This window comes from Luteibacter sp. UNC138MFCol5.1, from assembly GCF_900110505.1.
In the GTDB taxonomy this organism is placed as follows: domain Bacteria; phylum Pseudomonadota; class Gammaproteobacteria; order Xanthomonadales; family Rhodanobacteraceae; genus Luteibacter.
Window position 1 is genome coordinate 393,538 of the sequence record NZ_FODZ01000002.1, and the last position, 22,843, is coordinate 416,380.

Below are 22,843 nucleotides of genomic sequence, written 5' to 3' on the forward strand. Positions count from 1 at the left end.
CGGTCGAACGTGCGGAACCTTACTTGACGCGGCTGTCGTACTCGCCCGTGCGGGTATCGACCTTGATCACTTCGTCCTGGTTCACGAAGAGCGGCACGCGCACGACGGCGCCGGTCTCGAGCGTGGCCGGCTTGCCGCCGCCGCCCGAGGTGTCGCCACGGACGCCCGGATCGGTCTCGACGATCTTCAGCTCGACGAACTTCGGCGCCTGCACCGCGATGATCTGCGTTTCGTTGAAGAGCGTGATCTGGCACTCCTCGTCGCCCTTGAGCCACTTCCAGGCGTCGCCCATGGCGGCCAGGTTGGCGCGGTACTGCTCGAAGGTTTCCGAGTGCATGAAGACCCACTCGCGATCGTTGCCCGTACCTTCGATGTACGAGAAGGTGGCGTCGGTGTCGACGGCGTTGGCCTCTTCGTACGAATCGCTCGACTTGAGCGTCAGCTCGGTGGTGCGGCCGTCCTTCAGGTTGCGCACGCGGATGCGCGTGAACGCCTGGCCCTTGCCCGGCTTGATGAAGTCGGCCTCGGTGATGACCCAGGGATCGCCGTTGTGAAGGATCTTCTTGCCCGTTTTGACGTCATTGAGGCCAAGGGTCGCCATGCGCTTTCTGCTCCAGAGTTAAATCCGCCCCGCTGGGCGGCTAAAATGGGGTCGTCACGGGCCCGCGGGCCCGATCCAAGGCCGCCAATGATAACCGCAAGCCCCACTTCCCGCCTATCGCCGCCCGTCCGGGACTGGCGCGAGCTCTGGCGGGAATCGTTCACGGACGCCACCGCCCTGCTCGCGGCCGTCGGCCTCGCCGACCGCGCCGACCTGCTTCCGCCGGACGACGCCGGCTTTCCGCTGCGCGTGCCGCGCGGCTTCGCGGCGCGCATGCGCCACGGCGACCCGGGCGATCCGCTGCTGCTGCAGGTGCTGCCGCGCCGCGCCGAGCACGATGACGCTCCCGGCTACTCGACCGACGCCGTCGGCGACATGGCGTCGAAGGCCGGCCATGGGATCCTGCACAAGTACGATGGCCGCGCCCTGCTCATCGCGAGCGGCAGCTGCGCCGTCAATTGCCGTTACTGCTTCCGCCGTCATTTTCCCTACGGCGAGGAAATCGCGGCGGCGGGCCAATGGCGGGAGGCGCTCGCGCGCGTTCGCGAGGACACCTCGATCCGCGAGCTCATCCTGTCCGGTGGCGATCCCCTTTCGCTGGCGACCCACAAGCTCGAGGAACTGACCCGCGGCCTCGCGGAACTGCCCCACGTCATCCGGCTGCGCATCCACACGCGCCTGCCCGTCGTGCTTCCCGAGCGCGTCGACGACGCCTTCACGGACTGGCTCGCGGCGATTCCGCTGCAGAAGGTGGTCGTGCTGCATGCCAACCACGCCAACGAATTCGACGCGGCGGTCGACGCCGCCTGTGCCCGCCTGCGCGGGGCGGGCGCCACGGTGCTCAACCAGGCGGTCCTGCTGCGCGGGATCAACGACGAAGTGAAGACCCTCGCCGCGTTGTGCGAGCGATCGTTCGCGGCCGGCGTCCTGCCGTATTACCTGCACCAGCTGGACCGCGTGCAGGGCGCGGCCCATTTCGAAGTGGACGACGACCGGGCGGTCTGGCTCGTCGACGCCCTGCGTGCCCACTTGCCCGGCTACCTCGTGCCCCGGCTGGTCCGCGAACTGCCTGGCGACCCGTCGAAGCGCCCTATTGCCGATTTCGCGCGTTAGTATGGTGACCTTCCGGTCAGCATGATCCGACCGGACCGCGCTGGGGGGAGCGGGCCGGCAAGCCGGTTCGCGGGATGGGCAAGCGGCAATTCGGAACGGCATGAAACACGACAACGTCATCAGGATTCTCTTCATCGAAAACTCGGTGGAAGACGCCGAGCTTTTGATCAATGTCTTGCGGAACGGCGGCATCGCCGTCCGCCCCGCGCGGGCGACCACGCCCGACGACATCCAGGCGGCGCTCGACGAGAGCATTCCCGACCTCGTGCTGATGAATCCCGGCGTGCCGGGCATCGACACGACGACCACCATGCGCCAGCTCGACGCGAGCGGCCGCGACCTCGCGATGATCGCGGTGGTCGACAGCCTCGACGACGACACCATCGCCGACCTCTTCGCCGCCGGCGCACGCGGCGTGGCCCTGCGCAAACGCTCGGACCAGGTGCTCGCCGTCGTCCAGCGTGAATTCGAAGCGCTCTCCACGCGGCGCCAGGTGCGCCGGCTGGAAACCGCGCTGCGCGAGACGGAGCGCCGTTGCGACGCCCTGCTCGATTCGTCGCGCGACGCCATCGCCTACGTGCACGAAGGCATGCACGTCCGCGTGAACCAGGCGTACCTCGAAGCGTTCGGCTTCGCCGAGTTCGACGACATCATCGGCCTACCGATCCTCGACCTCGTCGCCGGCACGCATGCGGACGACTTCAAGAACACGCTGCGCGGCCTGTCCAAGGGCGACAGGATCCCGCCGCCGATGGAGCTGCTCGCGCGGCGCGACGATGGCGGCACGTTCAAGGCGTCGGTCGAATTCGCGCATGCGACCTTCGAGGGCGAGGCCTGCCTGCAGATCGTCTTCCGTCAGCAGATGGTCGATGCGGCCCTTGTCGCGCAGCTCCAGCGCGACCCCGTCACCGGCCTCTACAACCGTTCGCGCACGCTCGAGTGCATCGATGAAGCGGTCGCTGCGGCGGCGGCCGGTCGCGCCGGCCAGGCCGTCCTGCTGGTGGAACCGGACAACTGGAAGGAGATCGTGGCCAGCGCGGGCATCGGCAACGCCGATCACCTGCTCGCCGCGCTCGCCGCCAAGGTCACGGAATCCATCGACCCCGACGAGGACGTCGCCGGCGTGCTCGGCGACCACACCCTCGGCCTGATCCTCTCCCCGCGCGGCGATCTGGAGCACGCGGCGCTCACGGAGCGCCTGCGCACGACCATCGCGGAAACCATCTTCGACGCTGGCTCGCGCTCGCTCACCGTCACGATCACGATCGGCGGCACCCTGATCGCCGAGAAGAACGCCAATACGGAAGCCGTGCTGGACCAGGCCAGCGCCTGCCTGCGCGCGGCGCAGAACCAGGGCGGCAACCGGGTGGAACTGCACGACCCGAGCGCCCGCGAGAAAGCCGACGCCGAACGCGAGCAGTACTGGCTCGACCTCGTGCGCGAGGCGCTGGCGCAGGACGGCCTGCGCCTCTACCACCAGCAGATCATCAGCCTGCAGGACGCCGCGGGCGAGTTCTACGAGATCCTCGTCCGCATGCGCGGCCCGAAGGGCGACGTGCTGCCGTCGTATTTCTTTCCGGTGGCGGAACGCAACGGCCTGCTCCCCGCGATCGACCGCTGGGTGCTGGGCCATGCCATCGACGCCCTCGCCCACCGCGAGAACGACGGCCTGACCACGACCTACTTCGTGAAGATGACGCTGCAATCGCTCGAAGACCCCGAGCTGCTGCCCTGGCTCGTCCGCCGGCTCGAGTCGGCGAAGCTACGCCGCAGCAGGCTGGTCATCGAGATGCCGGAGTCGAAGGTGCTCACGAGCCTGCGCCCCACGCAGGAATTCGTCGCGGGCTGGCGCAAGGCGGGTGGCGGCTTCGCGATCGAGCAGTTCGGATCGGGCCTCAACTCGTTCCAGATGCTCAACCACGTCGAGGCCGACTTCCTGAAGATCGACCGCAGCTTCATGACCGACCTGCCGCAGCATCCGGAGAACCAGAAGCGGATCGCCGAGATCTGCAAGGAAGGCCACGCGTCGGGCAAGCAGACGGTCGCCGAATGGGTCGAGGACGCGGTGAGCACCTCGCTGCTCTTCGCGGCCGGCGTCGACTTCATCCAGGGCAACTTCCTGCAGGAACCCGCGAAGGTGCTGGCCGAGGAATACATGCCAGTGTAGGAGCGCACCTGGGCGCGATGGGTGCTTGCGGCAAGCACCCATTCGCGCCCAGGTGCGCTCCAACGACGGCGAAAACAAAAAAGCCCGCGATCGCTCGCGGGCTTTTTCGTGACCTTGCGGCGACCGATTACTCGGCGGCGGCAGCGGCGGCAGCCTTCTTCGCGACCTTGGCGGCAGCGGCGGCGGCGACGTCTTCCTTGATGCGGGCAGCCTTGCCTTCGAGGCCACGCAGGTAGTACAGCTTCGCGCCGCGGACCTTGCCCTTGCGCTTCACTTCGACCGAGTCGATCGCACGGCTGTGCGACTGGAACACGCGCTCGACGCCCGTGCCGTGCGAGATCTTGCGCACGGTGAAGGCGGAGTGCAGGCCGCGGCTGCGCTTGGCGATGACGACACCTTCGAACGCCTGGACGCGCTCGCGGTTACCTTCCTTCACCTTGACGTTGACGATCACGGTGTCGCCAGGACCGAAATCCGGCAGCTGGCGGGTGATCTGCTCGGCTTCGAACTGTTGGAGGAGTTTGTTCATGGCGCACCTGTCAATTTTTATTACGGCGGTCGATATCGGCCGCACCGTTTAACCGTGAAACTCACGGCGGAATTCATCCAGCAATGCTCTCGACTCATCGTCGAGCGCACGCTGCGTTAGCAGATCCGGCCGGCGCAGCCAGGTACGACCCAGCGACTGCTTGCGACGCCAGCGGCGAATGGCCGCGTGATCGCCGGAAAGCAGGACCTCCGGCACGCCACCCCATACATCGTGCTGCACGGGACGGGTGTAATGCGGGCAATCCAGCAGGCCATCCGAGAAGGAGTCCTGCTGGGCGGACTGCACGTCGTTCAACGCGCCTTCCTGTAGACGACCCACCGCATCGATGACCACCGCTGCGCCGAGTTCCCCGCCAGACAGCACATAATCGCCGATTGAAAGCTCTTCGTCGACCTCGTGCTCGATCAGGCGTTCGTCCACACCCTCGTAACGTCCGCAGATCAGGGCGATTCGCGGCATCTTCGCCAGCGCTTCCACCCGTTTCTGCGTCAGCCGCGCACCTTGCGGGCTGAGGTAAATCACATGCACCGGCTCCGGTGCCGCCGCCCGAACCGCGGCGAGCGTGGCTCGCAGGGGATCGATCAGCATCACCATGCCCGGTCCGCCCCCGAAGGGCCTGCCGTCCACGGTGCGATAGTTGTCGGTGGCGTAGTCGCGAGGGTTCCAGGCTTCCACCTGCAACAGTTCGCGCTGCTGCGCCCTTCCAACCACCCCGATCGCGGCCGACTGGCGGACGAAATCGGGAAACAACGAAACCACGTCGATGCGCATGAGCGTCCAGGCTTCGTCGATCAGAACTCGGGGTCCCAGTCCACCACGATGCGCCCGGCGACCAGATCGACCGAATGCACGTAGGGGCCCTGGATGAACGGGATCAGGCGCTCCTTGTCGCCGTCCTTCGCCACCATGACGTCATTGGCGCCGGTGGCGAAAAGATGACTTACCCGACCCAGGCCGATGTTCTCCGTGGTGACGACCTCGAGGCCCTCGAGATCGGTCCAGTAGAACTCGCCTGGTGCGGGCGGCGGCAGCACGTCACGCGAGACCGTGATCTCGCAGCCGACGAGCGCCGCGGCCTGGTCGCGGTCCTCGATGCCCGGCAGGGTGGCGACGATGCCCTTACCCTGCGCGCGCCCGCGGACTCCGTTCATTTCCCGCTGCACGCCCGGCGCGGTGAGCAGCCATGGCTGGTAGCGGAAGATCTGGATGCGGGGCTCGGTCCAGCTTTCGAGCTTGACCTGACCCTGCACGCCATGAAGTCCGACAATGCGCCCGACCCGGACGCGTTTACCGGACTCCGTCGACATCAAGCAGCCAGCTTGCCGGCTTCCTTCACGAGGGCGCGGACCTTGTCGGTCAGCTGGGCACCCTTCGCGACCCAGGCCTGGACCTTGGCGACGTCGAGCTCGAGACGCTTGTCAGCGCCCGAAGCGACCGGGTTGTAGTAGCCGACGCGCTCGATGTTACGACCGTCGCGCGGGCTGCGCTGGTCGGTAACGACGACGTGATAAAACGGACGGCCCTTGGCGCCACCGCGCGAAAGACGAATCTTGACCATAAGTTACGAGCTCCAGAATGCCGCAGACCGGCAAGGCGCGCGCGAGAAGCGGGCGCGGTAAAGCCGGACATTTTAGCGAAAGTTTAGAAAAATGGAAGGGGTATCAGCCCCTTCCCTACTCATCGGGCCGCGTCAGCGCGGCGGCATCATCCCGCCCATGCCGCCCATGCCCTTCATGGCGCCCCGCATCTGACGGAGAAGGCCCTTGCTGCCGCCCTTGGACAGCTTGGACATCATCTTCTCCATCTGCATGAACTGCTTCAGCAGGCGGTTCACATCCGCCGGCTGCGTGCCGGAACCGCGCGCAACGCGGGCCTTGCGCGACCCGTTGAGGAGGTCGGGATGGCGGCGCTCCTTCTTCGTCATCGAGCCGATGATCGCGACCATGCGCTTGAGCTCGTTGTCGTTGACCTTCGACTTGACGCTGTCCGGGATGCTCGACATGCCCGGCAGCTTGTCCATCAGCCCCGCGAGACCGCCCATGTTGCTCATCTGCTCGAGCTGGTCGCGCATGTCGTTGAGATCGAAGCGCTTACCCTTGATGACCTTCTCGGCCAGCTTCTGGGCCTTTTCCTGGTCGACCTTGCGCTCGACTTCCTCGACCAGCGACAGGACGTCGCCCATGCCGAGGATGCGCTGGGCCACGCGGTCCGGGTGGAACGGCTCGAGGGCGTCGGTCTTCTCGCCGGCGCCGAGGAACTTGATCGGGCGGCCGGTGACGTAGCGCACCGAGAGCGCGGCGCCGCCGCGGGCGTCGCCGTCCGTCTTGGTCAGCACCACGCCGGTCAGCGGCAGGGCTTCCGAGAACGCCTTGGCGACGTTGGCGGCGTCCTGGCCCGTCATGGAATCCACGACGAACAGGGTCTCGATCGGATCGAGCGCGCCGTGCAGCGCCTTGATCTCGGTCATCATCGCGTCGTCGACGTGCAGGCGGCCCGCCGTATCGACCAGCAGCACGTCGATCACCTCGCGGCGAGCGGCGACCACGGCGGCCTTCGCGATCTCGACCGGATCCTGCCCGGCTTCCGACGGGAAGAACGACACGTCGACCTGGCCGGCGAGCGTGCGCAGCTGCTCGATGGCGGCGGGACGGTACACGTCGCAGCTGACCACCATCACGCGCTTCTTCTTGCGCTCCTTGAGGAAGCGCGCGAGCTTCGCGACCGTGGTGGTCTTGCCCGCGCCCTGCAGGCCGGCCATGAGCACGATCGCCGGCGGCTGGGCTGCGAGATTGAGCTCGGTGTTCGCCGCGCCCATCAGCGCGGTCAGCTCGTCGCTGACGACCTTGACCAGCGCCTGGCCCGGCGAAAGGCTCTTCAGCACTTCCTGGCCGACGGCGCGGACCTTCACGCGCTCGACGAGGGCTTTCACCACCGGCAGGGCCACGTCGGCCTCCAGCAGGGCGATACGCACCTCGCGCAGGGTTTCGCGGATGTTTTCCTCGGTCAGCCGGCCGCGACCACGCAGGCGGTTGACGGTGTCGGACAGGCGTTGGCTGAGCGATTCGAACATGGGGAATTCGGCATGAGATGCGGTGAATTCCGGATTATAGCTGGATAGCGGGCACGGCGAATGCCATCGTGTCGCATTCACGGTCGCGACCCGCTATGCCACACTGCGCGTCCATGATCGTCACCGCGCTCACCCTGGCCGCCATCGCGCTCTACCTGTCCGCCGCCGGCGTGCTCGCCCGGCCGCTGGCGACGGGCGGGCAGCCGCTCGCGCGCGTCGGCATGACGCTCGCCACGGGGGCCGCGCTGGCGCACGCCGCCGTGCTGCTGACCGCCCATCGGGGCACCCTCGACCTGCACTTCTTCGCGGCGCTCTCGCTCGTCGCCTGGATCGCCTCGGCGCTGACCCTCGTGGTCAACCTGTCGCGCCCCGTCGCGGGGCTGGGGATACTGATCTTTCCGCTGTCCGCGGCCCTCGTCGCCATCGACGCGTTCCTGGCGCCACGGACGGCGCCCGAATCGATGAGCTGGCAGATCGAGATGCACGTGACGATCGCGGTGTTCGCGTTCGGCATCCTCTCGATCGCCGCGGCGCTGGCCATCCTGCTCGCGATCCAGGAGCGGGCCCTGCGACGCAGCCGCTTCGGGCACTGGCTGCGCGCCCTGCCCCCGCTGACCCTCACCGAGGTGCTGCTGTTCCGGCTGATCGCCGTGGGCTTCGTGCTGCTGACACTGACGCTCGTCACCGGCGCCCTGTTCGTGGGCGACCTGTTCGGCCAGCACCTCGTGCACAAGACCGTGCTCTCGATCATCGCGTGGATCGTGTTCGGCGTGCTGCTCTGGGGCCGCTGGCGCCACGGGTGGCGCGGCATCCGCGCCGTGTACCTGACGCTCGTGGGCATGGGCATCCTGCTGCTAGCGTTCTTCGGCACCAAGGCGGTGCTGGAACTGATCCTGCACCGGACGCCCTGAAGCGCCCGCCCCCAAGACCTTCCCGTGGGCCGCGACAGCCCCTGTGGGAGCGGACCTGGCCGCGATCGCTCTTGTGGGAGCGGACCTGGCCGCGACAGCCTTTCGCGACCGGGTGACAGGTCCTGCGGCGTGTCGCGAGGAGCCGTCGCGGCCAGGTCCGCTCCTACCGCGCGGCGCGATTACCTACGCGTCGCGACTGGCGTCGATCGCCTGCCCCAGCCGTTCCACGCCGATCACTTCCATGTCGCCGACGCGGCCGCGCTTCGGCGCGTTCGCCGCCGGCACCACGGCTCGGCGGAAACCATGCGTCGCGGCCTCCTTAAGGCGCTCCTCGCCGTTGGGTACCGGGCGGATCTCGCCCGAGAGGCCGACCTCGCCGAAGGCGATCGTCTTCTCCGGCAACGGCCGATCGCGGAGGCTCGAGAGCACGGCCATGAGCACGGGAACGTCGGACGCGGTTTCCTGCACGCGGATGCCGCCGACGACGTTGACGAAGACGTCCTGGTCGTAGGCCGCCACGCCACCGTGCCGGTGCAGCACCGCGAGCAGCATGGCTAGGCGATTCTGCTCGAGGCCCAGCACCACGCGGCGCGGGTTGCCCAGCGACGACTGGTCGACCAGCGCCTGGACCTCCACCAGTAGCGGACGGGTGCCCTCGCGCGTGACCATCACGGCGCTGCCCGGCGTCGGGCCCGCATGCGCCGAGAGGAAGATCGCCGACGGGTTCGGCACTTCGCGAAGCCCCTTTTCGGACATCGCGAAGACGCCCAGCTCGTTCACCGCGCCGAAGCGGTTCTTGAACGCGCGCAGCACGCGGAAGCGGCTGCCGGACTCGCCTTCGAAATACAGCACGGCGTCGACCATGTGCTCGAGCACGCGCGGACCGGCGATGCCGCCCTCCTTGGTGACGTGACCGACGAGGAAGACGGACGTGCCGGTCTCCTTCGCGAAACGCGTGAGTTTCGCCGCCGATTCGCGTACCTGGCTGACGGAGCCCGGTGCTGCCGTCAGCATCTCGGTCCAGATCGTCTGGATCGAGTCGATGACGAGCACGCGTGGGCGTGCGGACGACGCCTGTTCGAGGATCCGCTCGATGCAGGTTTCGGCCAGCGCGTGCAGCGGCCCGAGCGGCAGGTCGAGGCGCTGCGCGCGCTGCGCCACCTGACCGAGCGACTCCTCGCCCGTGACATAGAGGCTGGGCAAGGTCGCGCCGAGCGTGCCGAGCATCTGCAGCAGCAACGTCGATTTGCCGATGCCCGGATCGCCGCCGATGAGCACCACCGAGCCGTCGACCAGGCCGCCGCCGAGCACGCGATCGAGTTCGCCGATGCCCGTGTTCGTGCGCGCCTCCGCCGTCAGCAGCACCTCGGTGAGCGGCGTGATGCGCGGCGCGCCTGCCGCCTCGCCGGCGTAGCCGCCGCGGCGCGTGCCGGTCGCCACGGCGTTGGGCTTGGCCGGCTGCACCACGAACTCGGAAAGCACGTTCCATTCGTTGCATTCGGCGCACTGGCCCTGCCACTTGCTGTGTTCGGCGCCGCACTGCGTGCAGACGTAAGCTGTCTTGGCCTTGGCCATCGATGCGTGGATTCCGGGAAGTGATGCGTCTTTGTATCGCGAAGGCGTCGCAGGAGACGATACGGCCTTCAGGACTCGTCTTCGACGAAGAGTACGCGACGGGTCATGCCGCAGGTCAGGTCGTACGAGATCGTGCCCGCGGCGGCGGCGACCGTTTCGACGGGCAGGCCCTCGCCCCATAGCGTCACGCGATCGCCCGGGCGCGCATCGGGAACGGCGCGCAGGTCGATCGTGATGAGATCCATCGAGACACGGCCGACGAGCGACGCGCGGTGGCCGTTGACGAGAAGCGGCGTGCCCGGGGCGGCGCTGCGCGGGTAACCGTCGCCGTAGCCGATGGCCGCGACACCGACGTCCATGTCCTCGGGGCACTCGTAGGTACCGTTGTAGCCGACGCGCTCGCCCTTCGCGAGGCGATTGATCGCGACGAGCCGCGTGGACAGGGTCATGGCCGCCCGGAACCCGAAGTCGGCGCCCGAGCGCCCTTCCACCACCGACAGCCCGTAGAGCAGCCCACCGGTGCGGACCCAGTCGCCACGGGCGTCGGGCCAGCCGAGCACAGCCGCCGAATTGGACATCGCCCGCGGTCCGGGCAGCCCGGCGGTCCCTTCCCTGAATCGCAGGATCTGCAGCGCGGTCTCCCTGCCGCCGAACTCCTCCGACGAGGCGAAATGCGTCATCAGGCCGATCTCGGCATCGATCGCCGGCATGGCGCGGAGGGCCGCATGCACGTCCCTCGCGCGTGCCGGGTCGAAGCCCAGGCGGTGCATGCCGGTGTCTACCTTGATCCACACGCGAAGCGCGCCGCGCGCCGGATCCGCCTTCGCCAGCCACGGCAGCTGGGCGTCGTGGTGGATCAACGCTTCCAGCCGCAGTCGTTGCATTTCGGCGATGTCCGAGGCGGTATCCGGCCCCGAAAGCACCACGATGCGCTGGCGATGCCCCGCCGCGCGCAGGCGCAGGCCATCGGCGATCGCCGCCACGGCGAACGCCTCGGCCTCGCCGTCGAGCGCGCGTGCGACCCGCTCCAGCCCGTGTCCGTAGGCATCCGCCTTGACCACCGCCATCACCCGGGCGCCCTCCGCGAGCGTGCGAACGCGGGCGAGGTTGTGGCGCAGGGCACCGAGATGGATGGTGGCGACGGTGGTGCGGCTCATGGGCTCGGAGTGCGGGACGCTGGCTGGCAGGCCGCCCAGTCTAGCCGCAATGGGCGGGCACCCGGATGACCAGGAAAGGGCGAACCGCGGTCGCGGTCCGCCCTGCCCGTCACTTCGCGAGGTCGAAGTTCGCGGACGAAACCCAGCCGCGGTTGCCGTGCTCGTCTTCCACCTGCCAGTTCACGCCGGCCTTCTCGCCAGTCGGGTAGACGGTCATGCCGGGGTCGAGCGTGCGTACCGCTTTGCCTTTCATGGTCGAGTTCTCGAACATGCGCGTGGCGACACGGATGCGGCCCGACTGACGGCTGTTCGCCGCCGAAGCGTTGCCCGGCATGCCACCCATCTCGTCCACGAGTTTCGTGTAGGCGTCGAGATAGGCCATCGTGATGACCTGGCCGATGGTGGTGTTCTCGTAGCCGCCGAGGCCGGCCCCCATGCCACCGCTAGCACCACGGAAGAGTCCGGAAGCGCCGAAGCCGATGTCGTTCTTCTCGCCATGGCCTTCCGTCAGCGCGACCTGCTCCGACGAGCGCACATCGGTGATCGTCAGCGTGACGTCGGCCGTCTTCGAATTGATGTTGAGAGAGCCTGCCAGGCGCCCCACGTTGCCCCCGATCAGCCCGCCCGCGATCGCGCCGAGCGCGCTGCCGCCGGCGTCGGCGTTCTTCGAGACGAGGTCGGGCACCAGGACATAGTCGGCCGCCTTGACCTGACCCTTGCCGACATTCGCGCCGCCACGCAATTCGCCCCCCGCGGCCAGCTCGCGCTCGCGCATCGCGGCGCTCATGCCCATGCCGCGGTCGAGCAGCGTGAAGCAGCCCGACTTGCTGACGAATACCTTGATGAGCTTCGTGGGCGAAGGCAGCTGCTGCTGGGTCCACCAGTGCACATCGCCCTCCGGCTCGATGACCGAAATCGTGCCGAGCTTGCGCGTGCATTTCGGGATGGCGGCGACCTTGGCCTCGTGCTCCTTCTGCGAGCGGGTCACCATCGGGTTGCCGGTCGTACAGCCGGAAATCGCCATTACGCAGGCAAGCGCGAGCGTCGCCGAAGCGGCGCGTCGGAATGTGGTTTGCATGATCGATCCTGTCTATGACGTGCGCCCAACGGCTCGCCTCGCGCGCAGTCGGGCGCTCCCCACGCGAAGGCATCACGGGGGCGTCATGCTAGGAATCGTGGTCCTGACGGTCTTTAGGTCGTGACCCCGAAAAAGACTTCGGAGCGCCCGCGGCGCGCTGTCAGGGGCGCCCGTGCAAGGCCTGGTCGATCGCCTTCTGCGCCAGAGGCGCCATCACCTCGTAACCTGCCGCGTTCGGGTGCAGGCCGTCGTCGCTCAGCCCTTTCCTGAGCATGCCGTCCTTGTCGACCATGGCCGCGTGATAGTCGAGATAGACGACGTGGTGGCGCGCCGCATAGGCGCTCATCCACGCGTTCAGCTCGCGAATCGACGCGGGCGGCCGCTGCGTCGTCTGCTTCGGATTCTGCACGTCGTTCACGGGCAGCAGGGACGCGAGCACGACGCGGATCCCGTTCGCGCGCGCCAGGTCCAGCATGGACGACAGGTTGTTCTCGATCGCTCCGACGGTGGAGGGACCGGTGTTGCCGGAGAGATCGTTCGTGCCGGCGAGGATCACGACCACCGCCGGCTTGAGCTCGATGACGTCGGGTCGAAAGCGGATCAGCATTTGGGGTGTCGTCTGCCCGCTGATCCCTCGGTTGATGTAACCGCGGCCGGGAAAAAACTCGCCGACCTCCCTGCCCCAGCCATCGGTGATCGAATCGCCCATGAAGACCACGCGCTTCTCACCGGGACGCGGCGCAGGCAGCGACGCGTTCTCCGCGGCGTAGCGCGCGAGGTCGGGCCAGTCGTTGAGGCGGCGCTCGATGTCCGCGCGCTGTTCAGGGGTCGGCGTTTCGGGGAGCACGATGCGCTCGGCGGCGATCGCGGCGGTCGCGCAGAAGAGAAGCGGGAGCATCAGGGCGATACGGCGCATCGGAGCATCCTTTTCGACAGGTCCGTCGCATCCTAAAGCGTCCGGTCATCCCGGAGCGAGTAGCGGTTCGCTCTACCGACACCTGGGGCGAGCTTGCCCGCTGCCGCGGGATCGCCGATGCGATCGGCTCCCACCGGTCCAGCCCAGCCGCTAGTCGAACGTACCGACGTACGAATCCGGCGCCCAGTTCTCGAACTTCGTGTAGTGGCCGAGGAAGGCCAGCTTCACGGTGTCGGTGGGGCCGTTTCGCTGCTTGCCGATGATGATTTCGGCGAGGCCCTTATCGGGCGATTCCTTGTTGTAGTACTCGTCGCGGTAGATGAACATGATGACGTCGGCGTCCTGCTCGATAGCGCCGGATTCGCGCAGGTCGGACATCATCGGGCGCTTGTCGGCGCGCTGTTCCAGCGAGCGGTTGAGCTGCGACAGCGCAATCACCGGCACATTGAGTTCCTTCGCCAGCGCCTTCAGGCCGCGCGAGATCTCGGAGATTTCCGTCGCGCGGTTTTCCGAGTTACCGGGTACCTGCATCAGCTGCAGGTAGTCGATGACGATCAGGCCCAGGCCGTGTTCGCGCTGCAGGCGGCGGGAGCGCGAGCGCATTTCCACCGGCGACATCGCGGGCGTGTCGTCGATGAAGATCTTCGCGTCGGCGAGCATCGTGATCGCCGAGGTGACGCGCGGCCAGTCCTCCTCGGCGAGGTCGCCGTTGCGCAGGTGCTGCGCGTGGACGCGGCCGAGCGACGAGATCAGACGGAACGCCAGCTGCGACGCGGACATTTCCATGGAGAACACCGCCACGGATTTCTTCCCGCGCATCGCCGCGGCCTCGGCGAGGTTCAGCGCGAACGCCGTCTTGCCCATCGACGGACGCGCCGCGATGATCACGAGGTCGGACGGCTGCAGGCCGGAGGTCAGTTCGTCCAGGTCGGTGAATCCGGTCGACAGACCCGTGAGCTGGCCGCGCTTCTCGTAACGCTCCGAGAGCATGCGGAACGCCTCGCCCGCGGCTTCGCGCACCGAGACGATGTCCTTCTTGCCACGCGCGCCCGACTCCGCGATGCGGAACACGCGCTGTTCGGCGAGCTCCATCACTTCCTGCACGCTCTTTCCCTCGGGACGGAAACCGTCCTCGGTGATCGCGGTGCCCGCGTCGATCAGCTGGCGCATCACCGACTTCTCGCGAACGATGTCGCCGTAAGCCGCGATGTTCGCCGCGCTGGGCGTCGAGTTCGCCAGTTCCATGAGGTACGTGGCGCCACCGACCATTTCCGCCATCTCGTTCGCGACGAACCAGTCGCCCAGCGTGATGGCGTCGCAAGGCATGCCCTTGTTCGCCAGCTCGTTGATGGCGCGCCAGATCATGCGATGGTCGCGGCGGTAGAAGTCGTCGTCGGTGAGCTTGTCGGCCACCTTGTCCAGCGAATCCGGCGAGAGCATCAGGCCACCGAGCACGGCCTGCTCGGCCTCGATGGAATGGGGCGGGATGCGCAGCGAGTCGATGGCGGATGGCTCGCGACGGCGCTTGCGGTCGCCGCGCTCGCCACGCTCGGGATTGAAGGACATGGATTACCTCGTGTTGCGGACGGCGCCCACACCGGATCGGCTGGCCGTGGGGACGATCATACGCGCAGACGTCTCACGCGTTGAGAGGATAAGTCTGTGGATAACTTGTGGACGGAAACGAAAACGGGCGCCTTGCGGCGCCCGTCGTCGTGGATCGCGGTGAATCGGGGCTTACGCGCCGACGACCTTGACCTTGACCGTCTGCTGCACGTCGGCGTGGAGGACGACGATGACATCGTACTCGCCCACGTTGCGGAAGGGGCCTTCGGCCTGGATCACTTCGCTCTTGTCGACTTCCAGACCCTTGGCGGTCAGGGCTTCGGCGACGTCGCGCGGCGTGACCGAACCGAACAGCTTGCCTTCCGGCGAGGCGTTCACTTCGATCGTGACCTCGGCGCCTTCGAGCTTGGCGGCACGACCCTCGGCACCGGAGAGCTGCTCCTTGGCCTTGGCTTCGTACTCGGCGCGACGGGCTTCGAACGCTTCGAGGTTGGCGGCGGTCGCGCGAGCGGCCTTACCGGTCGGGAGGAGGAAGTTACGACCGTAACCCGGCTTGACGTTGACCTTGTCGCCGAGATTACCGAGGTTCTTCACCTTCTCGAGGAGGATGAGTTCCATGGGATGTTCCTTTTCGTTAGCACGGAATGGGCCCCGTGCAGCCAGGACGGTTGTCCGAAATATCTGCAGGTGAGCGCCCCGGCCTCATGGCGAGGGCGCCCGACGATCAGACGTCGTGGTTGTCGGTGTACGGCAGCAGCGAGAGGAAGCGAGCGCGCTTGATCGCGGTCGCCAGCTGGCGCTGGTAGCGTGCCTTCGTGCCCGTGATGCGGCTCGGGACGATCTTGCCGTTCTCCGTGATGTACTGGCGCAGGGTGTTAAGATCCTTGTAATCGATCTCTTTCACGCCTTCGGCGGTGAAACGGCAGAACTTGCGGCGGCGGAAGAACTTGGACATGTCTGTGATCCCCGATTAGTCGTCGCTGTCGCGATCGTTGTCGTTATCGCGGCCAACGCGGCCTTCGCCGTCGTTGTCGTCGTCACGGCGACGCGAACCCTTCTGCTCGTCCTTTTCCTTGCTCTTGAGGATGAAGGACTGCTCGACGTCGGCTTCGTCGCGACGGATCACGAGGTGGCGCAGGACGGCGTCGTTGAAACGGAAGCCCGTCTCGAGCTCGTTCAGGGCGTTCTGCGAAACCTCGATGTTCAGCATCACGTAGTGAGCCTTGGCGAGGTTCTCGATCGGGTAAGCCAGCTGGCGGCGGCCCCAATCTTCCAGACGGTGGATCTTGCCGTTGTCGCCTTCGATCAGCGTCTTGTAACGCTCGATCATGGCGGGCACCTGTTCGCTCTGGTCCGGATGGACCAGGAACACGACTTCATAATGACGCATGGTGGCTCCTTGTGGATGCACCCCTCGCGGGGATGGCAGCCTCCCGGCGGGCCGGTGAGGCAAGAAACCCCTCCGGACGGAGAGGTAGCCGCGCATTGTAAGGAGATTGGGGCGCCCAGGGCAAGCGGGCGCGCGGTCAGGAAACCGTGAAGCTCTCGCCGCACCCGCATTCGCCGGTGGCGTTGGGGTTGTGGAAGACGAACGAGGCGTTCAGGCCCTGGCGCTGGAAGTCGATCAGGGTGCCCTCCACCAGGGGCAGGCTTTTCGGATCGACCACCACGCGGATGCCGTCGATGTCCAGCACCCGGTCGTCCGCGGCGATGTCGCCCGCGAGGTCGACGACGTAGCCGAACCCGGAGCAGCCCATGCGCTTGACGGAGAAGCGCACGCCGCTGGCCTCGGGGGCTTTCGCCAGGAAGGCGCGCATGCGGTCGGAAGCGGCGGGAGTGATCTGGATGCTCATGAAAACGTTTTCTGGCCGTGGTATATCGATGAACGGTGCCGTTCACGCGACCCTTACATTATCATGCCGGGTCGCGTCCCTTGCGCCTCAACATGCGGCGCCCTTTCTGGAGTTTCAATCGATGACGGTGGTAAGCGTCAAGCAGGCCCTCGCCGGCGGTGCATCCGCGGGCGAACACGAGGTGACGGTCCGCGGCTGGGTCCGCACCCTGCGCGAGTCCAAGGGTGGGCTTTCCTTCGTGAACGTGAGCGACGGCTCCTGCTTCGCCCCGATCCAGGTGGTGGCCACCGCCGATCTCGCGAACTACGAGACGGACGTGAAGCACCTTTCCGCGGGCGCCGCGGTCATCGCCACGGGCAAGCTCGTGCCGTCGCAGGGCAAGGGCCAGGCCTTCGAGATCCAGGCGACCCGCATCGAGGTCACCGGTTTCGTCGAGAACCCCCTCACCTACCCGATCCAGCCCAAGCAGCACTCGATGGAGTTCCTGCGCGAGGTCGCCCACCTGCGTCCGCGCACGAACCTGTTCGGCGCGGTCACGCGCGTGCGCCACACGATGATGACGGCGATCCACCGCATCCTGACGGAGCAGGGCTTCTTCTGGATCAACACGCCGATCATCACCACGTCCGATGCCGAAGGCGCCGGCGACATGTTCCGCCTGTCGACGCTCGACCTCGCCAACCTGCCGCGCGACGACAAGGGCAACATCGATTTCCGCAAGGATTTCTTCGGCCGCGAGGCGTTCCTGACCGTGTCGGGCCAGCTCAACGTGGAGGGCTACGCCCTGGCGATGAGCAAGGTCTACACGTTCGGCCCGACCTTCCGCGCCGAGAACTCCAACACCACGCGTCACCTGGCCGAGTTCTGGATGGTCGAACCGGAGGTCGCCTTCGCCGACCTCAACGACAACGCCGATCTCGCCGAGCTGTTCCTCAAGGGCATCTTCAAGGCCGTCCTCGACGAGCGTCCGGACGACATGGCGTTCTTCGCCGAACGCGTCCAGCCCGACGCCATCACGCGCCTGGAAGCCTTCATCGCGAAGCCCTTCGAGCGCATCGACTACACCGAGGCCGTGTCGATCCTGCAGAAGTCGGGCAAGAAGTTCGAGCACCCCGTCGCCTGGGGCGTCGACCTGCAGACCGAACACGAGCGCTATCTCGCCGAGGAACATATCGGTCGCCCGGTGGTCGTCATGAACTACCCGGAGCAGATCAAGGCGTTCTACATGCGCCTGAACGACGACGGGAAGACGGTCGCGGCCATGGACGTGCTGGCGCCGGGCATCGGCGAGATCATCGGCGGCGCCCAGCGCGAGGAACGCCTGGACTACCTCGACCGCCGCATGGACCAGTTCCATCTCGACAAGGCGACGTACGACTGGTACCGCGACCTGCGACGCTACGGCACCGTCCCCCACGCCGGCTTCGGCCTGGGCTTCGAGCGCCTGCTGGTGTACGTCTGCGGCCTGTCGAACATCCGCGACGCCATCCCCTACCCCCGAGCGGCCGGGAGTGCCGACTTCTGAACCCCTGAGACGATCATGCCCCCTTCCCTACCCCGTCTCCTGCTCCTTGGCGCGGCCCTCGTGGCGCTCGGCGCCTGCCGGAGCATCGTGCCGCCGAACTTCCGCCCGCCGGAGAATCCGACGAACACGATCGACATCGCGCGGAAGACGCTCGAAGGCGCGGCACCCTGCTGCGGCAGCTTCGCCGACCTGTCCTACCAGGACATGCTGCCGTGGCAGCCGCAGCGCTTCGAGCTCAACAAGGACAGCCCGGTCGCCAACCTCAATGGCGACCGCAGTTACTTCCTCGCGTTCCGCCTGCCGCAGGGCGCCGCGCTGCCGTACACCATCGCGATGAAGTCCGAACTCAACGGACGCTGGCTGAGTTCGAGCTATCTGTTCGCACCGACGGTGGTGCTGCTCGACGACGCGTTCCAGCCGCTGCATTCCGAAGACATCCAGCTGTGCGAATACATCGGGTGGACGAGCGAGACGACAGGCGCCTTCGGCAAGTTCAAGGTCGTGGACGACAAGGCGCGCTACCTCGTCGTGTATTCCTCGGCGAAGCAGCAGCAGGGCCAGACGTACTGGGAGCAATCGCCCACCACGTTCTCGGCCGAAGCACCGGTGAAGATGAACCCGGCCGGCAGCTTCAAGATCGCCCACGGTCCGGACGGCGTGCTCTTCGTCGGCGTCCAGAACGACACCTACAAGCGCGCGATCAACAACGCGGTCTGCAAGCAGCCGCAACAGGGCGACGGCGTGATCCAGACGATCCGCAGCGTGGTCACCACCGACCTGCTGCGCCAGGAGCCGGACACGAAGAAAGACAAGGACAAGGGAAGCTGAGCCGACGCCATGGTGACCGCCGTCTATCTCTACCTGCTGCTCCTGCTCGGCGCCGTGGCGTTCTTCCTGGTGCACTTCGTCGCGCAGTGGCGCTTCACCGTGCTGCTGCGCCAGCGCTACCCGGACCAGTGGAAGACCATCACCGAAGCCGACACCGGCCGACCGAACGGCATGGCGAACTGGCTTCGGGTGCGGCGCGTGCTGCGCTCGGACGCGCCCGCCCTGTTCAACGACGACGCCCTCAACCGCTGGCAGCGCTGGTGGCGCCTGGCGCCCTGGTTCGCGTGGCCGTGCTGGTTCGCCGCAATGGCGATACAGTGGTGGGCGATGAAGCAGGGCTGATCCGCCCGACCCCAACCGCCCCAGGGAGCGAACGCATGGATCTTCGTCTCACCGGCCGTCACGCACTCGTCTGTGGCGCCTCGCAAGGCCTCGGACGTGCCACGGCGTTCGAGCTGGCCGAACTCGGCGCCAGTGTCACGCTGCTCTCCCGATCCGCCGACGCGCTGGCCGCCCTTGCCGCCGAACTGCCGGCCACGCAGCCGGGCCAGACGCACCGCTACGTCGCCGTCGACATGCTCGACACCGACGCGCTCGCCGCCGCGGTGGAGGGCGTCGTCGCGGACCACTCGGTGCACGTGCTCGTCAACAACAGCGGCGGGCCGCCGCCGGGACCGATCGCGAGCGCCGATACCGAGGCATTCCTGAGCGCCTACCGCCAGCACGTGATCGCCGCGCAGGTACTCACGCGCGCCTGCCTGCCGGGCATGCGCGAAGCGCGCTACGGGCGCGTGATCAACATCATCTCTACGTCGGTCAAGGAGCCCATCCCGAACCTCGGCGTGTCCAACACCGTGCGCGCGGCCATGGCGGGCTGGGCGAAGACGCTCGCCTCCGAGGTCGCGAAGGACGGCATCACCGTCAACAACATCCTGCCCGGCTACACGCGCACGCCGAGGCTCGAGGCGCTGGTCGAGGAAAGCTGCCGGGCCGGGCGCTCTCGCGACGAGGTCGAGCGCGGGCTGCTCGCCAGCGTGCCCGCCGCGCGGTTCGCCGAGCCCTCGGAAGTCGCCGCGATGATCGCCTTCCTCGCCTCCCCCGCCGCCGGCTACGTCAACGGCACCAGCATCCCCATCGACGGCGGCCGCACCCGCGGCCTGAACTGAAGGGCGGCCATGCTCGCGCTCGCGAACCTGATCGACGGTCGTTCGCGCGCGCCGCGCGCGGGCGGCTATCTGGACGTGGTCGACCCCGCCGTCGGCGCGAGCTTCGCGCGCTGCCCGGACTCCGATGCCGACGACGTGGCCGATGCGGTGGCCGCCGCGGTGCGTGCCGCGCCGGGGTGGGCCCGGACGCCGGCCGAGGCCCGGGCGCGATGCCTGCATCGCCTCGCCGACGCGATCGAGGCGCGCCTGGAAGCGTTCGCCGCGGCGGAATCGCAGGACAGCGGCAAGCCGCTCGCCCTCGCCCGCACGCTCGACATCCCCCGCGCCGTCGCCAACCTGCGCTTCTTCGCGGCGGCCGCGGGCCAGTTCAGCGGCGAATCGCATGCGATGGAGCAAGGCGCCATCAACTACACCCTGCGCCTGCCGCTCGGCGTGGTGGGCTGCATCAGCCCATGGAACCTGCCGCTCTACCTGTTCACCTGGAAGATCGCGCCCGCGCTCGCGGCGGGAAACACGGTCGTGGCGAAGCCTTCCGAGGTGACGCCGTACACCGCGTGGCTGCTGGGCACGCTGCTCGACGAGGCGGGATTTCCACCGGGTGTGCTCAACATCGTGCATGGGACGGGCCCCGTCGTCGGCGAGGCCATCGTCACGCACGAGGCGGTCAAGGCGATCTCGTTCACCGGCAGCACGCGCACGGGCATGGCGATCGCGTCGGCAGCCGCGCCACGCCTGAAGAAGGTGTCGCTGGAACTCGGCGGCAAGAACCCCGCGATCGTGTTCGACGACTTCGACTTCAGCGACGCGTCGATGGCGACGATCGTCCGCTCCGGATTCGCGAACCAGGGTGAGATCTGCCTGTGCGGCTCGCGTCTGCTCGTGCAGCGGTCGATCTACGCGCGTTTTCGCGACGCGTACCTAGCGCGCGTCCGTGCGCTACGCGTCGGCGATCCGCTCGACGAGCGCAGCGATCTTGGCGCGCTGGTTTCCGAGGCGCATTTCGCGAAGGTGACCGGCTGCATCGCCCGCGCACGCGACGAAGGTGGCCGCGTCCTCACGGGTGGCGGCCGCGTGGCGGTGGAGGGGCGCTGCGCGAGCGGGTGGTTCATCCAGCCCACGGTCATCGAAGGCCTGCCCGCCGATGCGGCGACCAACCAGGAAGAAATCTTCGGTCCCGTCGTCACGCTGATTCCCTTCGACACGGAAGACGACGCGCTGGCGATCGCGAACGGCACGCCGTACGGCCTCGCCGCCTCCGTCTGGACGCGCGACGTGTCGCGCGCGCACCGCTTCGCCGCGCAACTCGACTTCGGTATCGTCTGGGTCAACTGCTGGATGCTGCGCGACCTGCGCACGCCGTTCGGCGGCAGCAAGCAGTCGGGCGTCGGGCGCGAAGGCGGGTTCGAGGCCATGCGTTTCTTCACCGAAGCCAGGAACATCTGCATCGACCATGGCCACTGACATCATCCGCGCCGACGGCGCCCCCGCGCCCGTCGGCGCCTACCCGCACGCGCGCCGCGTCGGCCCGCTGCTGTTCCTCTCCGGCATCGGTCCGAGGGTGCCGGGAACCGACGCCATTCCGGGAAACGTCGTGGACGATGACGGCCGCCTGGTCTCGCACGACATCGAGTCGCAATGCCGGCAGGTGTTCGCGAACGTCCGTGCCGTGCTCGAGGCCAGCGGCGCGCGCTTCGAAGACCTCGTCGACGTCACGGTCTATCTCACGGACATGGCGAACGACTTCGCCGCGTACAACCGGCTCTACGCCGAGGCCTTCGCGGGCGTGGACGCGTGCCGCACCACGGTGGAGGTGAACGCGCTGCCGACGGCGATCGCCATCGAGCTGAAGTGCGTGGCGGCGCTCCACACTCCGTAGGAGCGCGCCCTGCGCGCGACAGCTTCTGGGGCCGTGAGCCACAGGACACGTGCAGACCTTCGCGAAAAGATGTCGCGCGCAGGGCGCGCTCCTACTTCAGGGGGGTCGGCTCCAGACACACCTTCAGCATCTCCCCGATCAGCACCTGCACGTTCGCCGCCTTCCGCGGCAGGTATTCGAACGTGTCCTCGTCCATGTAATTGACCTGGGCGAGTTCCAGCTGCACGGCGTCGACGCCGTCGTCGGGCCTGCCGTAGTGACGCGTGATGTACCCGCCCTTGAAGCGGCCGTTCACGGCCCAGGAATAATCGGCCTGGCCCTCCAGAAGCGCAGCGAGTTTCGCCTGCAGCGCCGGCGAGCAACTGGCACCGTCGGCGGTGCCGAGGTTGAAGTCCGGAAGCCGCCCTTCGAACAGCATGGGCACATGGCTGCGGATCGAATGGCCTTCCCACAGCACGGCGCGGCCGAACTGCTTGCGCAGGCGCCTCAGCTCGTCGGCGAGCGCCGCGTGATAAGGCTTCCACCAGCGCTTCACCCGGTCGGCGACTTCCGTCGCATCCGGCTCGGCGCCCGGCCGGTAGATGGGCTCGCCGCTGAAGAGGACGGTCGGCACGAGTCCCGTTTCGCTCCGGCCCGGATACAGCGCATGACCATCCGCCGGACGGTTGAGGTCGACGACATAGCGCGACGCGAACGGCTTGATCACGCTGGCGCCAAGGGCACGGGCGAAGTCGTAGAGTTCGGCCACGTGCCAGTCCGTGTCCGGACTCCGCCGCGCGGGGCGCTTCATGCGCGCGGCGAGGTCGTCGGGAATCGCGCTGCCGTTGTGCGGCAGGCTGATCAGGAGCGGCGCGGTGCCGCGGTGCAGGGTGTACGGGGTCATGCCGCCAG

General features: G+C 67.6%; 25 protein-coding genes. 9 read left to right on the plus strand and 16 right to left on the minus strand.

Features of this window, described 5'->3' with window-relative positions:
* Positions 1-19: 19 nt before the first annotated feature.
* Entirely contained in the window at positions 20-601 is a 582-nt protein-coding gene (gene efp, locus BMY69_RS06115; RefSeq protein WP_090052535.1) for an elongation factor P, read from the minus strand.
* Positions 602-688: 87 nt separating this feature from the next.
* On the opposite strand from efp, the gene epmB reads away from it, so the two are divergent.
* Together epmB and BMY69_RS06125 are read left to right on the plus strand one after the other, a co-directional pair.
* Positions 689-1,714 (plus strand): EF-P beta-lysylation protein EpmB, encoded by a 1,026-nt coding sequence (gene epmB / locus BMY69_RS06120; RefSeq protein WP_090176072.1) that lies wholly within the window; start codon positions 689-691, stop codon positions 1,712-1,714.
* Between the two features lie 100 nt (positions 1,715-1,814).
* Entirely contained in the window at positions 1,815-3,881 is a 2,067-nt protein-coding gene (locus BMY69_RS06125; protein WP_090176075.1) for an EAL domain-containing response regulator, read from the plus strand.
* Positions 3,882-4,008: 127 nt separating this feature from the next.
* On the opposite strand, the gene rplS is transcribed toward BMY69_RS06125, so the two are convergent.
* The 5 genes from rplS to ffh all read right to left on the minus strand — a co-directional run bounded on the left by rplS (position 4,009) and on the right by ffh (position 7,501).
* Positions 4,009-4,410 (minus strand): 50S ribosomal protein L19, encoded by a 402-nt coding sequence (gene rplS / locus BMY69_RS06130; RefSeq protein ID WP_090052532.1) that lies wholly within the window; start codon positions 4,408-4,410, stop codon positions 4,009-4,011.
* Positions 4,411-4,458: 48 nt separating this feature from the next.
* Entirely contained in the window at positions 4,459-5,202 is a 744-nt protein-coding gene (trmD, locus tag BMY69_RS06135) for a tRNA (guanosine(37)-N1)-methyltransferase TrmD (protein WP_090052531.1), read from the minus strand.
* A gap of 20 nt (positions 5,203-5,222) precedes the next feature.
* Positions 5,223-5,738, minus strand: coding sequence for a ribosome maturation factor RimM (gene rimM, locus BMY69_RS06140; protein ID WP_090176079.1), 516 nt, complete (start codon positions 5,736-5,738; stop codon positions 5,223-5,225).
* Positions 5,738-5,989, minus strand: coding sequence for a 30S ribosomal protein S16 (rpsP, locus tag BMY69_RS06145; RefSeq protein ID WP_029213716.1), 252 nt, complete (start codon positions 5,987-5,989; stop codon positions 5,738-5,740). The genes rimM and rpsP overlap by 1 nt, the downstream gene beginning before the upstream one ends.
* 132 nt (positions 5,990-6,121) lie before the next feature.
* Positions 6,122-7,501, minus strand: coding sequence for a signal recognition particle protein (gene ffh / locus BMY69_RS06150; protein ID WP_090052526.1), 1,380 nt, complete (start codon positions 7,499-7,501; stop codon positions 6,122-6,124).
* A 113-nt stretch (positions 7,502-7,614) separates the two neighbouring features.
* Here ffh and ccsA point away from each other — a divergent pair, with 113 nt between their 5' ends.
* Positions 7,615-8,412: a cytochrome C assembly family protein gene (gene ccsA, locus BMY69_RS06155; RefSeq protein ID WP_090052525.1), complete on the plus strand. Its 798-nt coding sequence runs from the start codon at positions 7,615-7,617 to the stop codon at positions 8,410-8,412.
* A 183-nt stretch (positions 8,413-8,595) separates the two neighbouring features.
* Here the strand turns inward: ccsA and radA are convergent, their stop codons facing one another.
* The 9 genes from radA to BMY69_RS06200 form a co-directional block, all read right to left on the minus strand.
* Positions 8,596-9,987 carry a DNA repair protein RadA gene (gene radA / locus BMY69_RS06160; protein WP_090176082.1) on the minus strand — a complete coding sequence of 464 codons (1,392 nt, stop codon included), beginning with the start codon at positions 9,985-9,987 and terminating at the stop codon, positions 8,596-8,598.
* 68 nt (positions 9,988-10,055) lie between these two features.
* Positions 10,056-11,144 carry an alanine racemase gene (gene alr, locus BMY69_RS06165; RefSeq protein ID WP_090176085.1) on the minus strand — a complete coding sequence of 363 codons (1,089 nt, stop codon included), beginning with the start codon at positions 11,142-11,144 and terminating at the stop codon, positions 10,056-10,058.
* Positions 11,145-11,253: 109 nt separating this feature from the next.
* On the minus strand, positions 11,254-12,222 hold the full coding sequence (locus BMY69_RS06170; protein WP_255364474.1) for a CsgG/HfaB family protein: 969 nt from the start codon (positions 12,220-12,222) through the stop codon (positions 11,254-11,256).
* Between the two features lie 160 nt (positions 12,223-12,382).
* On the minus strand, positions 12,383-13,138 hold the full coding sequence (locus BMY69_RS06175) for an SGNH/GDSL hydrolase family protein (protein WP_090176088.1): 756 nt from the start codon (positions 13,136-13,138) through the stop codon (positions 12,383-12,385).
* Between the two features lie 150 nt (positions 13,139-13,288).
* Positions 13,289-14,704 (minus strand): replicative DNA helicase, encoded by a 1,416-nt coding sequence (locus BMY69_RS06180; protein ID WP_090052515.1) that lies wholly within the window; start codon positions 14,702-14,704, stop codon positions 13,289-13,291.
* Positions 14,705-14,875: 171 nt separating this feature from the next.
* Positions 14,876-15,322 carry a 50S ribosomal protein L9 gene (rplI, locus tag BMY69_RS06185; protein WP_090052513.1) on the minus strand — a complete coding sequence of 149 codons (447 nt, stop codon included), beginning with the start codon at positions 15,320-15,322 and terminating at the stop codon, positions 14,876-14,878.
* 106 nt (positions 15,323-15,428) lie between these two features.
* Positions 15,429-15,659, minus strand: coding sequence for a 30S ribosomal protein S18 (rpsR, locus tag BMY69_RS06190; RefSeq protein WP_045830959.1), 231 nt, complete (start codon positions 15,657-15,659; stop codon positions 15,429-15,431).
* 15 nt (positions 15,660-15,674) lie between these two features.
* Entirely contained in the window at positions 15,675-16,094 is a 420-nt protein-coding gene (gene rpsF, locus BMY69_RS06195; protein WP_090052511.1) for a 30S ribosomal protein S6, read from the minus strand.
* A gap of 136 nt (positions 16,095-16,230) precedes the next feature.
* A complete protein-coding gene (locus BMY69_RS06200; protein ID WP_090052510.1) occupies positions 16,231-16,557 on the minus strand; it encodes a HesB/IscA family protein in 327 nt (108 codons plus the stop codon).
* A 121-nt stretch (positions 16,558-16,678) separates the two neighbouring features.
* Here BMY69_RS06200 and asnS point away from each other — a divergent pair, with 121 nt between their 5' ends.
* The 6 genes from asnS to BMY69_RS06230 are packed head-to-tail and all read left to right on the plus strand — an operon-like array spanning position 16,679 to position 21,952.
* Entirely contained in the window at positions 16,679-18,082 is a 1,404-nt protein-coding gene (asnS, locus tag BMY69_RS06205) for an asparagine--tRNA ligase (protein WP_090052508.1), read from the plus strand.
* A 15-nt stretch (positions 18,083-18,097) separates the two neighbouring features.
* Positions 18,098-18,910: a MalM family protein gene (locus tag BMY69_RS06210; protein ID WP_090052506.1), complete on the plus strand. Its 813-nt coding sequence runs from the start codon at positions 18,098-18,100 to the stop codon at positions 18,908-18,910.
* 9 nt (positions 18,911-18,919) lie between these two features.
* Positions 18,920-19,252, plus strand: coding sequence for a hypothetical protein (locus BMY69_RS06215; RefSeq protein WP_090052504.1), 333 nt, complete (start codon positions 18,920-18,922; stop codon positions 19,250-19,252).
* A gap of 35 nt (positions 19,253-19,287) precedes the next feature.
* Entirely contained in the window at positions 19,288-20,076 is a 789-nt protein-coding gene (locus tag BMY69_RS06220) for an SDR family oxidoreductase (protein WP_090176091.1), read from the plus strand.
* Between the two features lie 9 nt (positions 20,077-20,085).
* Positions 20,086-21,537, plus strand: a complete 1,452-nt coding sequence (locus BMY69_RS06225) for an aldehyde dehydrogenase (protein WP_090176094.1) — start codon at positions 20,086-20,088, stop codon at positions 21,535-21,537.
* A complete protein-coding gene (locus BMY69_RS06230) occupies positions 21,527-21,952 on the plus strand; it encodes a RidA family protein (RefSeq protein ID WP_090176097.1) in 426 nt (141 codons plus the stop codon). The genes BMY69_RS06225 and BMY69_RS06230 overlap by 11 nt, the downstream gene beginning before the upstream one ends.
* A 91-nt stretch (positions 21,953-22,043) precedes the next feature.
* Here the strand turns inward: BMY69_RS06230 and hutG are convergent, their stop codons facing one another.
* The gene (gene hutG, locus BMY69_RS06235; protein ID WP_090176101.1) at positions 22,044-22,835 is read right to left on the minus strand and encodes an N-formylglutamate deformylase; all 792 of its coding nucleotides are present in this window, start codon (positions 22,833-22,835) and stop codon (positions 22,044-22,046) included.
* Positions 22,836-22,843 lie beyond the last annotated feature (8 nt).

Bases quoted from the DNA above. Each gene is read 5' to 3' on its own strand.
- efp (WP_090052535.1), bottom strand. From the start codon at position 601: ATGGCGACCCTTGGCCTCAATGACGTCAAAACGGGCAAGAAGATCCTT.
- epmB (WP_090176072.1), top strand. From the start codon at position 689: ATGATAACCGCAAGCCCCACTTCCCGCCTATCGCCGCCCGTCCGGGAC.
- BMY69_RS06125 (WP_090176075.1), top strand. From the start codon at position 1,815: ATGAAACACGACAACGTCATCAGGATTCTCTTCATCGAAAACTCGGTG.
- rplS (WP_090052532.1), bottom strand. From the start codon at position 4,410: ATGAACAAACTCCTCCAACAGTTCGAAGCCGAGCAGATCACCCGCCAG.
- trmD (WP_090052531.1), bottom strand. From the start codon at position 5,202: ATGCGCATCGACGTGGTTTCGTTGTTTCCCGATTTCGTCCGCCAGTCG.
- rimM (WP_090176079.1), bottom strand. From the start codon at position 5,738: ATGTCGACGGAGTCCGGTAAACGCGTCCGGGTCGGGCGCATTGTCGGA.
- rpsP (WP_029213716.1), bottom strand. From the start codon at position 5,989: ATGGTCAAGATTCGTCTTTCGCGCGGTGGCGCCAAGGGCCGTCCGTTT.
- ffh (WP_090052526.1), bottom strand. From the start codon at position 7,501: ATGTTCGAATCGCTCAGCCAACGCCTGTCCGACACCGTCAACCGCCTG.
- ccsA (WP_090052525.1), top strand. From the start codon at position 7,615: ATGATCGTCACCGCGCTCACCCTGGCCGCCATCGCGCTCTACCTGTCC.
- radA (WP_090176082.1), bottom strand. From the start codon at position 9,987: ATGGCCAAGGCCAAGACAGCTTACGTCTGCACGCAGTGCGGCGCCGAA.
- alr (WP_090176085.1), bottom strand. From the start codon at position 11,144: ATGAGCCGCACCACCGTCGCCACCATCCATCTCGGTGCCCTGCGCCAC.
- BMY69_RS06170 (WP_255364474.1), bottom strand. From the start codon at position 12,222: ATGCAAACCACATTCCGACGCGCCGCTTCGGCGACGCTCGCGCTTGCC.
- BMY69_RS06175 (WP_090176088.1), bottom strand. From the start codon at position 13,138: ATGCGCCGTATCGCCCTGATGCTCCCGCTTCTCTTCTGCGCGACCGCC.
- BMY69_RS06180 (WP_090052515.1), bottom strand. From the start codon at position 14,704: ATGTCCTTCAATCCCGAGCGTGGCGAGCGCGGCGACCGCAAGCGCCGT.
- rplI (WP_090052513.1), bottom strand. From the start codon at position 15,322: ATGGAACTCATCCTCCTCGAGAAGGTGAAGAACCTCGGTAATCTCGGC.
- rpsR (WP_045830959.1), bottom strand. From the start codon at position 15,659: ATGTCCAAGTTCTTCCGCCGCCGCAAGTTCTGCCGTTTCACCGCCGAA.
- rpsF (WP_090052511.1), bottom strand. From the start codon at position 16,094: ATGCGTCATTATGAAGTCGTGTTCCTGGTCCATCCGGACCAGAGCGAA.
- BMY69_RS06200 (WP_090052510.1), bottom strand. From the start codon at position 16,557: ATGAGCATCCAGATCACTCCCGCCGCTTCCGACCGCATGCGCGCCTTC.
- asnS (WP_090052508.1), top strand. From the start codon at position 16,679: ATGACGGTGGTAAGCGTCAAGCAGGCCCTCGCCGGCGGTGCATCCGCG.
- BMY69_RS06210 (WP_090052506.1), top strand. From the start codon at position 18,098: ATGCCCCCTTCCCTACCCCGTCTCCTGCTCCTTGGCGCGGCCCTCGTG.
- BMY69_RS06215 (WP_090052504.1), top strand. From the start codon at position 18,920: ATGGTGACCGCCGTCTATCTCTACCTGCTGCTCCTGCTCGGCGCCGTG.
- BMY69_RS06220 (WP_090176091.1), top strand. From the start codon at position 19,288: ATGGATCTTCGTCTCACCGGCCGTCACGCACTCGTCTGTGGCGCCTCG.
- BMY69_RS06225 (WP_090176094.1), top strand. From the start codon at position 20,086: ATGCTCGCGCTCGCGAACCTGATCGACGGTCGTTCGCGCGCGCCGCGC.
- BMY69_RS06230 (WP_090176097.1), top strand. From the start codon at position 21,527: ATGGCCACTGACATCATCCGCGCCGACGGCGCCCCCGCGCCCGTCGGC.
- hutG (WP_090176101.1), bottom strand. From the start codon at position 22,835: ATGACCCCGTACACCCTGCACCGCGGCACCGCGCCGCTCCTGATCAGC.